We start from the raw sequence: 12,698 nt of genomic DNA, 5'->3' as shown, positions 1-12,698 counted from the left end.
ATATTTAATATATAATGGTTGATAAATATGAGTACAGAAAATAATTCACAGCTATTGTATAATAATTCAGTTAAAATTTTAACGGACTTAATAGCTTTTAAAACTATTTCAGGGGAAGATAACAGCTCATTAATTGATTATTGTGATGATATCTTGAAAAAGTTAGGTGCAACTTCTTTTAGAACTTATGATGATGAGGGAAAAAGAGTAAACTTATTTGCTACACTAAAAGCTAAAGACTCAAATAATAAGAAACCAATTATCTTATCAGGACACACCGATGTTGTTCCTGTTTCAAAGGGCTGGAGTTCTGATCCTTTTACTGCGACTATTAAAGGTGATAAACTATATGGGAGAGGTTCGTGTGATATGAAAGGTTTTATTGCTTGTGCTTTAGCTTATGCACCTATTTATTCTAAATCAAATTTAGATAGAGACATTCATTTTTCATTTACATTTGACGAAGAAACAGCATGTCAGGGCGCCCCTATATTAATAGAGGAGTTAAAAAAAAGAAATATTAAAGATGGTATTTGTATTATTGGTGAACCAACTAATATGAAAATTATTGACGCTCATAAAGGATGCTACGAATATACAACTTATTTTAAAGGTTTAGCTGGACATAGTTCGGCACCTCATAAAGGTGTAAGTGCAGTTGAATATGCATCAAGGTATGTAAATAAATTAATTGAACTTAGAGAGAAACTTAAAAGTAGAACACCTAAAAACTCTATTTTTGATCCACCTTACTCTACCCTTTCTATTGGTGGTGTGTTTGGTGGTATTGCTCACAATGTAATAGCAGACAAATGTCATGTTAATTGGGAAACACGGCCAGTTATTAAAGAAGATGGTGTATTTTTAAATCAAGAAATCGATAAGTATACAAATGAAGTGCTTTTACCTGAAATGAAAAAAGTTTTTCCTAATTCCTCGATTGAAAAAGATATTATTGGTGAAATAGTTGGGTTTGATAGAGAAGATAAGTCAGATGCTTGTGAATTAATTTCAAGTTTGACAGGTGATAATTCTAGACAAGTTGTTTCATTTGGAACTGAAGCAGGTTTATTTCAAGAAATTGGAATTAGTACGGTAGTCTGTGGTCCAGGATCAATTGATCAAGCTCATAAAATTGATGAGTTCATTGTTTTAGATGAGCTTAAAAAATGTTTAAACTTGCTTGATGGCATCAAAGTAGAGTCTGTTTCAAATTAATAAATTGTTAAACAATACAAAGTAAATTATAATTTTTTTATGTCTAAAAAAGATCCAAGAGATATGATTGGGTATGGTTCTAAAGATCAAAATATTAAATGGCCTAATAATGCACGCATCGCTGTTCAAATAGTTTTAAATTATGAAGAAGGTGCTGAAAAATGCATTTTAAATGGTGACAATAACTCGGAAGTTTTCTTATCAGAAATTATTGGTGCACAGCCTATAAAGGGAAGGCATATAAATATGGAGTCTCTTTATGAATATGGTTCAAGAGTAGGATTTTGGAGATTGCATAAACTATTTCAAGAAAAGAAAATTCCTATTACCGTTTTTGGTGTCGGTATGGCTTTAGAGAAAAACCCTGAAGTTTGTAAAGCTATAATAGAAGCTGAATATGAGGTTGCATCTCATGGGTGGAGATGGATTGACTATCAAAATATTAAAAAAACAGAAGAAAAAAAACATATGAAGCTTGCTATTCAAACTCATACAAAAATTTTTGGAACCAGACCTAGTGGTTGGTATACTGGCAGATGTAGCCCCAATACTAGAGATCTAGTTATGGAAGATGGTGGTTTTTTATATGACAGTGACTCGTATAGCGATGACTTACCATACTGGGAAACTAGAAATAAGAAAAAACAATTAATTATTCCTTATACTTTAGATAACAACGATATGCGATTTACAACCAATCAAGGGTTTAATACTGGTGATCATTTTTTTTCTTATCTAAAAGACAGCTTTGATGTTTTATACGAGGAAGGAAAAACAAACCCCAAAATGATGTCAGTAGGATTGCACTGTAGATTAATTGGAAAACCTGGTAGAATCCAATCTTTAAAGAAATTTCTAGATTATATTCTTAAACATGAAGATGTGTGGATATGTAAAAGAATTGATATAGCCAAACATTGGATTAAAAACTATTCTGAATAATGTCAAAAAAAATTATTTTTACAAATGGTCTTATCGATTTAGCTCAACCTAGATTGGGCACTAAGGTTATATTTAAAACCGATGATTTTTTTGCTACAGCTAATAGAATTATTAACCCCTCGCCAGCAATTTTTAAAGATGGTTTGTTTGATAAAAATGGTAAATGGATGGACGGATGGGAATCTAGAAGAAAAAGAACTAAAGGACATGATTACATAATTTTAAAATTAGGAAAACCTGGTTCTATTAAAAAAGTTGATGTTGATACATCCCACTTTAATGGAAACCAGCCGGCAATGATCTCTATTGAAGGTACAAACACAAATTCAAATAAAATAAGTCAATTAAAGTGGGAACCATTACTTTCCAAAAAAAAAACTAGAGCAAATAGCCACCACTTCTTTACTCCAAATAGTAAAAAAAAATTTACACATATAAAATTTAATATTTTTCCAGATGGTGGGGTTGCTCGATTAAGATTATTTGGCTCAATTTCTAAATCTAATAAATTGAAAAATAGGAAAACAAATCTTGCATCACTTTTAGATGGTGCTTCTGTTATTGCTTGCAACAATGAACACTTTGGTAAAGCTGAAAATATTTTAGCACCAGGTAAAGCTAAAAATATGGGGGATGGATGGGAAACAAGAAGAAGACGTGGTCCAGGATTTGATTGGTTAATATTAAATTCTTTAGATGGAAAAGAAATTGATAAAATTGAAATTTCTACTCATCATTTTAAAGGTAACTTTCCAAGCTATTGTTCTTTACAGGCTGCTTATTTACCAACAATAAAAAGTTCTAAACAAATTGTAAATTCTTCAGTCAAATGGAAGTATTTATTAAAGGATGCAAAATTATCCTCTAATAAAGTACATATTTTTAAAAATAATCTAATGAAAAAAGATAAAATTAATTTTATAAAAATTAATATTTTTCCAGATGGTGGAATATCTCGATTTAGAATATATGGAAAAAACGTATGATTAACTTAGTAATCAAACCTAAACCTATTAATAAAGAAAATTTTAGAAAGTTTGGAGATATGATCACAACTGATGATATCAAGCCTTTAGAAATAAATGATGGTTATGCAAAACGATATGATGGGATAGCTAATCTAGATGCTAAAAAAGATGACGGTGAATCTATAATTAGTATTTTTTCTGCTTTAAAAAGATCTTTTCCTATGAAAGTGGATATGATGGAAAAACATCCACTTGGAAGCCAAGCTTTTATCCCTATGAAAGAAACTACATTTTTAGCTTTTGTTGCTCCTGCAGGTGATAAGCCTGATTTAAATAATGTAGAAGCTTTTATTGTTCCAAAAGGAGTTGGTGTTAATTATAATTCTGGGATTTGGCATTTTCCTTTAATTGCAACTGAAGATATGAATTTTTTAGTAGTCGATAGAAAAGGTGAAGGTGACAATCTAGTTCTTCATGATTTAAATAAAGAAAATATCACTTTAGAATTTCAAATATAAAAAAAGCCCACCAATAAATTGATGGGCTTTTAGTTAAAACTTTAATTATCTTTTAGATATAGCTAGATGAACTACAGCACCTAATGATGCACCAATTATCCAAGCATATCCTCCACCACCACCTAAGTTAGCGAAGAAATCATCTAAACCTAAAAACAAAATGTTTGGCCACACAGATCCTACAGCAATATAACCTGAAAGAATCCAAGCTATCATTCCTTTGTTGTTGAAGCCACCATTGTAATGATACTTAGCATTTGGACTTGCATCAAACAAATCATCTACATCGATTTTTTCTTTTTTGATAATATAGTAATCAACCATCATAATACCAAACACTGGTGCAAGAATTGCTCCTAAAGTATTAACAAATGGAAATAAACCCATTTGTGTAATAACAGAGACCCACATACCACCAATAATAAAACCAAAACCAGCTGTAATTAATCCACCAGTTTTAAAGTTAATTTTACTTGGCATCAAATTGGCTAAGTCATACGCAGGAGGTATAAAGTTTGCAACCATATTGATTCCAACTGTCGCTGCAAAAAATGCAAATGCAGCAATAATTGTTAATCCTAAGTTATCTACTTTAGCAACCATCTCTGTTGGACTTGATACATATTCACCAAAAATTGCAATTGTTCCACCAGTAATCATCAAAGTAATGAAAGAGAATAAAATTACGTTTCCTACTAATCCCCATAGGTTACCTTTTTTCATTTCATCTTCGTTTTTAACAAATCTAGCGAAATCACCAAAGTTAATTACAACTGCAGCAAAGTATCCAACCATAATTGAAAATACTGCTATGAAAGCTCCCATTGTTCCTAAACCTTCAAAACCTCCAGTTCGTTCTCCTCCAGAAAATATAGTTCCTACTTCTGAAAAAAGTCCTCCACCAGCTTTGACCCAAATAACTATCATTAAAAAAATCATAACTGCATAGACTGCTGGTCCAGCAAAGTTTAAGAATTTTTTGATAAGATCTACACCTTGCCAAAATAAATAAACTTGGAATGCTGAAACAAATATAAATGAAACCCACATTACACCTGTCATACCAAGAAGCATAACTTCACCTTCTATTCCTGTAACTCCAGTAATTAAAAGTGCTACAGCTGTTGATGCTGCATAAGTTTGTGCTCCATACCAAAACATTGCAACAAGACCTCTGGCCATTGCTGGGAAGTTTGCTCCAAATACACCCATACTGACACGGGCAAATACTGGATATGGAATTCCATGTTTTACACTTGGTTTACCTGAGAGGTTTACTAGCCACATGATAAAAAATCCTGCAAGAATTAATGCAGCAAATACAGCCCAACCATTCAGTCCTGATGCTAAAAATAACGATGCAGCCAAAGTATAACCAAATAAACTTTGAACATCATTAGCCCATACGTTAAAGATTTCGAACCATCCCCAATTTTTTTTATTACTTGGAGTTGGAGCCAAATCTGAATTGTAGAGTTTTGACGATCTACTCATATTATTTCTCCCTATTATTTCAGTTACTCTTATTAACTATTAAAAAGTTATGGTAACCATTACTGCGACATTATGGATTATTCATGAGGTGTAAAGAATAAAAAGACACAACTTTTAGTCGAGATAATAAACAAGTAAATATGGGGCTTATTGAATTATTGAAAACCTATTATGAACAGTAGTTTAAATTAGATTAATCGTTCCAACCACTTACTACTTTAACTTCTAAATATTCTTCTAGGCCTAATTTTCCAGCTTCACGGCCAATACCTGAGTGCTTATATCCACCAAAAGGAGCATCTGGTGCTAAGCCTGCACCATTAATATCAACCATTCCTGATCTTAATTTTCTAGCAACTCTATTAGCTTTTTTTTGGTCTTGAGTTTGGATAAAGTTCAATAATCCATAGGGAGTGTCGTTTGCTATATCAATAGCCTCCTCTTCTGTTTCAAATGGTATAATTGATAAAACAGGTCCAAATATTTCTGTTCTTGCAATTTGCATCTGGTTATTAACATCTGCAAATGCAGTAGGTTTAACAAAATATCCTTTATCAAGGCCATCTGGTTTACCAGTACCACCAGCAACTAATTTAGCACCTTCATCAATACCAACTTGAATTAAAGCTTGGATTTTATCAAATTGGGCTTTTGAAACAACAGGTCCAATATGATCACCTTCTTTTGTTGCAACATCAACCTTCATTGAGTTAGCAAAATTTTTTACTCTTTCAACTGTCTCATCATAAATAGATTTTTCAACTAACATTCTTGTTGGTGCATTACAAGATTGCCCTGAATTTCTAAAACATCTTAGAGCACCTCTTTCAACAGCTTCAGCATCTGCATCTTTAAATATAATATTCGCCCCTTTTCCACCAAGTTCAAGACTAACTCTCTTAAAATCATTTGCTGCATTTTGAGAAATTAAAGCTCCTGCTCTAGTAGACCCTGTAAATGAAACCATATTTACATCAGGATGACTTGTTAAAGCATTTCCTGTAACTGCACCATCTCCATTAACTAAATTGAATACACCTTTTGGTAATTTAATTTCATCTATCATCTCTGCTAAAATCATCGAAGATAATGGAGCTATTTCAGATGGCTTAAGAACCATTGTGCACCCTGCGGCAATAGCTGGAATAACTTTTAAACAAGTTTGATTCATTGGCCAGTTCCATGGAGTAATTAATGCACAAACTCCTTTTGGTTCATGTAAAATATTATTATTAAGAGCATGTTCTCCCAACTTTGCTTCAAATGTATATTCTTTTAAAACTTTTATATAAGATTTTATATGACTAGCTCCAGTTCCCGCTTGTAATTGGGTTGAAAAATCAATTGGTGCTCCCATTTCAAGAGTTATAGCTTTAGCCATATCAGCCCATCTCTTTTTATAAACAACATATAAGGCTTCTAAATATTTTAATCTTTCTTCTTTTGTTGAAAATGCCCATGTTTCAAAAGCTTTAGTTGCTGCCCTTACTGCATCATTTACATCTTCTTCTCCACCTAAAGATATAACAGCACACTCTTCCTCTGTTGAGGGGTCTGTTACTTTGAAGTCATTTGGTTTTTTTGGGGAAACCCATTCACCATTGATATAAAATTTTTTCTTATCTAACATTTTGAGAAACTATCCTTTCTTTATGATTTTGCAAATAAATTTGTTAGTTCGTAAACAATGGTTGCTGCAGCTAACGAGGTAACTTCGGCATGATCGTATGCAGGAGATACTTCAACCACATCAGCAGAAACAAGATTTAACCCTGATAGACCTCTTAAAACATTAACCATCTCTCTTGTAGTCATGCCAGCAATTTCCGGTGTTCCTGTTCCTGGAGCAAAAGCAGGATCTAACACATCAATATCTATTGATAAATATAGAGGATTATTGCCTACTCTTTTTTTAATTCTTTCTGCTATTTTATCAGTTCCTTCTGTTTGAAACTCATCACAATGAATTATTTTAAATCCAAAACTTTCGTCATTTTTAATATCGTCCCTACTATAAAGTGGACCTCTAATACCAACATGCATTGAAGCATCATCTAAAAATAAACCCTCTTCTCTTGCTCTTCTGAAAGGAGTTCCATGTGTATATGGAGCACCAAAATATGTATCCCAGGTGTCTAAGTGTGCATCAAAATGTACTAGAGCAACTGGCCCATTACATTTTTTATTAATTGCCCTTAACAAAGGAACCGCAATTGTATGGTCTCCACCTAAACTAATTATACCACCAACTTTATTTAGCAAATCTGTTGCTCCAGCTTCAATCTGTTTTATCGACTCATCAATGCTAAAAGGATTACAGGTAATATCACCAGCGTCAGCAACTTGTTGCACCTTAAAAGGTTCAACGTCATAACTTGGATGATAATTAGTTCTTAAATGTCTAGAAGCTTGCCTAATGCTCATTGGTCCAAATCTAGCTCCTGGTCTATAGCTAGTGCCAGCATCAAATGGAATTCCAACAATTGCTACATCACAACTTTCAACATCTCTTAATTCTGGTAATCTTGCAAAAGTAGATGGTCCAGCAAATCTTGGGACTTTTGTTCCACTAACAGGTTGAATTGGGTTTTTATTTCTATCTTTTTTCATTTATAAATAAAATGTACCACATTCTTTGACAATGGAATATATTCTATCTTTAAAATTATGAACCTAATTAAAGCCTTTTTATTATTAATTATTTTTATTACCCCACTAAAAGCTAATACCATTTATAATCTCATCAAAATACCCAATCTAGAGATTTATGAAATAAATACAAAAAATAAACTTAAATATTTTTATGCTGCCAGACCTTTTAGGCTAGGTACTCAAAAAAATATTGTTTGTTCAGATTCAAATAAGAAAGATTTAGAGGTAAAATATAAAATTATTCATAAAAATCTTAGCAGATATTCTTATGACTTTTTAAAAAAAATTAACCTCAAATATATTGTTATGTGTGAAAATTTATCAATTTCAGAATTATATACAGCTGGTATTCCAGATAATGTAATGAAAACGTTAATACTTGATATTAAATTTAATGAAAATTACTTTGAAAGAGTAATCCATCATGAAGTTTTTCATGTAATGCATCTTCAACACAAAGAAGTTTTTAATGAAGAAGAATGGATGGATTTTAATAAAAAAGGTTTTCAATATGCTGATTGTTCAACATGTACTGATAAAATTGATCTTAATACATATATTGATACAGATGGATTTTTAACAGAATACTCAAAGACAACACCCTCAGAGGATATGGCAGAAGTTTACTCACATATGATCTTTTTAAAGGAAAAAGAAATTAACCAAATTCGTAAATCAGACCCTATTTTAAATAATAAAATTTCATATATTAAAAATAGAATAAAAGAAATAGATAGTTCATTTACTTTTTAATGATAAAAAAAATTAAAGCTTCTAAATCTGAAAAATTTATTTTTATTTTTTTAATTTTTTTAGGTATCACAACTTTCTGCACATATTATATAGTTAAAAATAAATGTTTATTTGTTAAAAATATTGACCCAAAGAATATTACTTTTAAGAATCCAGACAATATTGCAATTTTAAATGCACCTTGTGGAAATGTAATTATAGAACTTTACCCAAATATTTCACCTAATGCCGTCCAAAGATTTGTAACTTTAATTAGATCCAATGCTTATGAAAATATTGCTTTTCATAGGGTAATTGAAAACAAACTTATTCAAGCAGGTGACTTGGAATTTGGAAAAAAAGGAAAATTAGATTATGGAAAAATTGGTACTGGCAAATCAGATTTAGGTACAATTAAATCAGAAATTGACAATAACTTTAATTATACCAAAGGAAGTGTTGGATTAGCTCGAACATTTAAGAACGACACTGAAGATAGTCAATTTTTTATAATCTTACAGGATGAACCCTTATTTGAAGGAGAGTATACTCCTGTCGGTAGAGTTCTTTATGGGTTAGAAGTCCTAAAAAAAATAAAATCTGACAGAAGATCGGAATATATTTTAAGACCTGACTTCATTAATTGGTTTAAAATGCTTAATTAATAAGAGATAAAATCTCAAGTTGAACCCATTATAGCCACTCTAATACTATTATTATTAAACAAAAATTGATGAGATAGTGTTGTGAAAAAAGTCCTTAAAAGCACAATTAGTAAAAAAATTAATCAGAGCAGAAATAAGTTAATTGAACAACCCTTAAAAATTTTAAAAAAGATTAATATAGAAAAATTAACAAAATTCACATCATCATCTTTAATAAAAAAATACAATAAATTCAAAGAAAGAGCTAAACAAAAAGAACTGTATAGAATCAAATTATTAAAAGAAGAAAAAATTAAAGAATTAAAAAAAGAAAAATTAGAACAAGAAAAACAAAAAAATGAAGAAATAAGGTTAATTAAACAAAATGAATTAAATCTAATTAAGGAAGAAAAACAAAGAATAGAAAAAAAAGAAAAGCTGAAAGTTAAAAATATAAAACAACAACAGCAAATTGAAAGAAAGAAAATTAAACTTGAAGCTCAAAGAATTAAGGCTGAAGAACAAAAACTAAGAGACGAAGAAGAGGAAAAAGTAAGACAAGATGATTTAAAATTAAAAGAAGAAAAACTAAGATTAAATTTTTTTGAAAAACAAAAAATAAGACAAGAGCAACAAAAAGCCAAAATCGAAAATGATAAATTAATGGCTCTTGAGAGACAGAATGCCCGTGATGCTAAACAGAAAATGAAAGATGAGGAAGAAAGATTAAAGAATATTGAGATTGATAAACAAAAAAAAGATGAGCAAAGATTAAAAGAAGAAGAACATAAATTAAATTATCAAAAACAAAAACTTGAAGAAATTGAACAAAATATAAAAAATGATGAGGTTGAAAGATTAAGAGCAAAAGAAATAAAAATATTAAAAGAAGCTGATGAGTTAAGAGAAAAAGAAAAACAACTTAGAATAAAAGAACAATTAGAAATAGAAGAACTTAAGGAATTGAGATTAAATGACCTGAATCAAAGAAAAATTCAAGAAGAATTACAATTAAAAGAAGAAGAAATAAGATTAGAAAATTTAAAGGAACAAAAAATAATTCAAGCTAGAATTCTTGAAGAGAAAAGAATTAAAGATGAAGAAGAGAGAATAAAAGAGTGGGAAAGAAAATTTGATAAGGAACAAATAGCAAAAGAAGAAGAATTGCTTAAAAAGTTTAATGACCAGCTAATTAGAGAAAAAGAAGAAAATGAAAAAATAATAGAATTTAAAAAAGAAGAAGTGATAGAGGAAAAGAAAGAAGAAATATTAGAAAATGAGATAAAGAAAAAAGAAGACGAAAGATATTAGTTAATTAAAGGTTTTCCTGTTGCTAGTGTATGTTTAATTCTATCTTGAGTTTCTTTTGTCTCGATTAATCTCATAAATGCATCTAATTCTAATTTAAATAAATCATCTTCCGATAAAGTTTTATCAATAGTTGTGTCTCCCCCACTCAAGACATGTGCTAATTCCTTAGCAACTGTAACACCATGCTCACGAATTACTTTTTCATTGTAAAGCTTTTCTAGAATTTTATTCATTTCTACTAAAACTTTTTTTCCTGGTAGTTTAAATTTCGTCTCTGATGGGACTTTAAATTCTTTATTGTCATCTAAGATTTTTTTTGAAACCTCAAGCAAACTATTTCTGTTCATTATTTTTTTATCTTCAGGTTTTAAATATTTTAATGGTTCTGCCTCAACTGGTGAAGTAGCAGTTTTTCCATACCCAATAATATCAAATACTTTAAGAGGGGCATAATGAGGATCATTTTTAGCTTCATCTGTATCAAGCCATCTTGCTAACATTTCCTTACATCCTCCTCCAGCAGGTATTAATCCAACTATTGTTTCCACTAATCCAACTACAATATTTGTATGTGAGGCTACAAAATTACTTTGAACCATAACCTCAAATCCTCCACCAAGTGTTAATCCGGATGGTGCGGATACAACTGGATGATTAGAGTATTTAAGGTGTTTGCAAGTTTCTTGAAAATATCTAATAAATTTTTCTATAGATTTAAAATCATTCTTATTTGCAAAATCCATCGTGTAACTCAAGTTTACTCCAGCAGAAAATTGCATACTTTCATTTATTATAATCAACGGTTTGTCTGTTGCCTTTTTTAATGCATCCATTGAGTCATAATCTAGAGCATTTGCTTTAGTGGTAAACTCAACAATATTATAATCATTAAATCTATATATCCGTGCAGAGCTATTTCCATCAACACTTAGTGCTTTCTTTTTTGCTTTTCCAAATGTTTCAATGTCAGTATATTTTTGTCTATATCCATAAAAATCTTGATTTCTATTTTGAGATAAATTTTCTAAAAAAGCATTTCCTTTAAAGTTATCAATCTTATTAAAAAAAGTTTCTACTCCAATTTCTTCTAACATTTCAAATGGACCTTTAGTCCAGTTAAAACCTAACCTCATTGCTTCATCAATATCATTAAAGTCTTTAGTAATTGATGGAACTAAAGAAGAAGCATATTTAATAATCTTAGAAATAACAGACCAAGAGTACTCACCATACCTATCTTCTCTTGAGATCAATTTTTTGAGATCTACTTTATCTGACTTGATATTAATTTTTTTACTTGCTGAATACTCTCCAGTTTCAAGATTAATTGCTTCCATAACTTTAACTTCACCAGTTTTATTAATTCTGTAAAAACCTCCCTTACCTTTTCTACCTGTATACCCAGTTTCAATTAACGTTTTTACCAAAGGAATTTCTTTTGCAACTATTTGGAAAGGATCATTTTCTGATAATTCTTTAATAAAACTTTTTAAAACATCTGCCATTAAATCGATACCAATTAAGTCATAAAGACCAAACACACCTGTTTTTGGTATACCCATTGGTCTCCCAAAAATAGCATCTGCTTCTTCTATACTGAGTTTCATTTTAAAAGCCTCAGTCATTGCAACTTGCATTGCAAAAACACCTATTCTGTTTCCTAAAAAACCTGGAGTGTCATTACAAATAATTGCACCTTTTCCAAGTTTTGTTTCGCAAAAATCTTTTAATGCATTTATTTTATCTAAATCATTATTTTCATTTTTAACTATCTCTAATAATCCCATGTATCTAACTGGATTAAAAAAGTGAGTGATGCAGAAAACTTTTTTTTCTTCTTCTGATAAATGTTCAGATAAAACCTTGATAGGTATAGATGAGGTATTTGAGGATACTATTGCACCTTTTTTTCTTTCCTTAAATATTTTTTCATAAATATCATGCTTGATATCTATTCTTTCAACAACAGCTTCTACTACCCAATCTGCCTCTTTAACCTCATCAAAATTATCTAAAATATTTCCTACTTTAATGTTGTTTATTTTGGATTTATCTAACAAAAGTGGTGGTCTTGATTTGTGAATTCTATCTCTCGCTTTTTCACTAATCTCTGTTTTTAAATCTAATAAAGTTACAGGAATATTTGCATTACAAAGATGTGCTGCTATCCCACTTCCCATGGTTCCTGAGCCAATAACTACTACTTTTTTAATATTCAT

Annotated in this window: 11 protein-coding genes; 7 read left to right on the top strand and 4 right to left on the bottom strand. The window is 30.3% G+C overall.

Going from position 1 to position 12,698, the window contains the following annotated elements; genetic code table 11:
- Positions 1-27: 27 nt before the first annotated feature.
- From argE to AC5YGA_RS01380, 4 genes are read left to right on the top strand one after another with little or no spacing between them, the layout of a single operon-like run.
- The gene (gene argE, locus AC5YGA_RS01395; protein WP_415308870.1) at positions 28-1,218 is read left to right on the top strand and encodes an acetylornithine deacetylase; all 1,191 of its coding nucleotides are present in this window, start codon (positions 28-30) and stop codon (positions 1,216-1,218) included.
- 39 nt (positions 1,219-1,257) lie between these two features.
- Complete coding sequence (gene puuE, locus AC5YGA_RS01390) at positions 1,258-2,160, top strand: allantoinase PuuE (protein ID WP_415308868.1); 903 nt, start codon at positions 1,258-1,260, stop codon at positions 2,158-2,160.
- Positions 2,160-3,146, top strand: a complete 987-nt coding sequence (gene alc / locus AC5YGA_RS01385) for an allantoicase (protein WP_415308866.1) — start codon at positions 2,160-2,162, stop codon at positions 3,144-3,146. The genes puuE and alc overlap by 1 nt, the downstream gene beginning before the upstream one ends.
- Complete coding sequence (locus AC5YGA_RS01380) at positions 3,143-3,646, top strand: ureidoglycolate lyase (RefSeq protein ID WP_415308864.1); 504 nt, start codon at positions 3,143-3,145, stop codon at positions 3,644-3,646. Before alc ends, AC5YGA_RS01380 begins: the two co-directional genes overlap by 4 nt.
- A 45-nt stretch (positions 3,647-3,691) precedes the next feature.
- Here the strand turns inward: AC5YGA_RS01380 and AC5YGA_RS01375 are convergent, their stop codons facing one another.
- From AC5YGA_RS01375 to speB, 3 genes are all read right to left on the bottom strand, one after another.
- Positions 3,692-5,140 carry an NCS1 family nucleobase:cation symporter-1 gene (locus AC5YGA_RS01375; RefSeq protein WP_415308863.1) on the bottom strand — a complete coding sequence of 483 codons (1,449 nt, stop codon included), beginning with the start codon at positions 5,138-5,140 and terminating at the stop codon, positions 3,692-3,694.
- A gap of 193 nt (positions 5,141-5,333) precedes the next feature.
- Positions 5,334-6,770 (bottom strand): aldehyde dehydrogenase family protein, encoded by a 1,437-nt coding sequence (locus tag AC5YGA_RS01370; protein WP_415308861.1) that lies wholly within the window; start codon positions 6,768-6,770, stop codon positions 5,334-5,336.
- 20 nt (positions 6,771-6,790) lie between these two features.
- The gene (gene speB, locus AC5YGA_RS01365; RefSeq protein ID WP_415308859.1) at positions 6,791-7,750 is read right to left on the bottom strand and encodes an agmatinase; all 960 of its coding nucleotides are present in this window, start codon (positions 7,748-7,750) and stop codon (positions 6,791-6,793) included.
- Between the two features lie 57 nt (positions 7,751-7,807).
- On the opposite strand from speB, the gene AC5YGA_RS01360 reads away from it, so the two are divergent.
- The 3 genes from AC5YGA_RS01360 (at position 7,808) to AC5YGA_RS01350 (ending at position 10,479) form a co-directional block, all read left to right on the top strand.
- Positions 7,808-8,545, top strand: coding sequence for a putative zinc-binding metallopeptidase (locus AC5YGA_RS01360; RefSeq protein ID WP_415308857.1), 738 nt, complete (start codon positions 7,808-7,810; stop codon positions 8,543-8,545).
- Entirely contained in the window at positions 8,545-9,189 is a 645-nt protein-coding gene (locus AC5YGA_RS01355) for a peptidylprolyl isomerase (RefSeq protein ID WP_415308855.1), read from the top strand. Before AC5YGA_RS01360 ends, AC5YGA_RS01355 begins: the two co-directional genes overlap by 1 nt.
- An 81-nt stretch (positions 9,190-9,270) precedes the next feature.
- Positions 9,271-10,479: a coiled-coil domain-containing protein gene (locus AC5YGA_RS01350; RefSeq protein ID WP_415308853.1), complete on the top strand. Its 1,209-nt coding sequence runs from the start codon at positions 9,271-9,273 to the stop codon at positions 10,477-10,479.
- On the opposite strand, the gene AC5YGA_RS01345 is transcribed toward AC5YGA_RS01350, so the two are convergent.
- Positions 10,476-12,698: a 3-hydroxyacyl-CoA dehydrogenase/enoyl-CoA hydratase family protein gene (locus AC5YGA_RS01345; RefSeq protein ID WP_415308851.1), complete on the bottom strand. Its 2,223-nt coding sequence runs from the start codon at positions 12,696-12,698 to the stop codon at positions 10,476-10,478. The two genes, AC5YGA_RS01350 and AC5YGA_RS01345, sit on opposite strands and share 4 nt — an antisense overlap.

Source organism: Candidatus Pelagibacter sp. uisw_091, from assembly GCF_059512525.1.
This window is presented reverse-complemented; position numbering and strand designations above follow the sequence as displayed.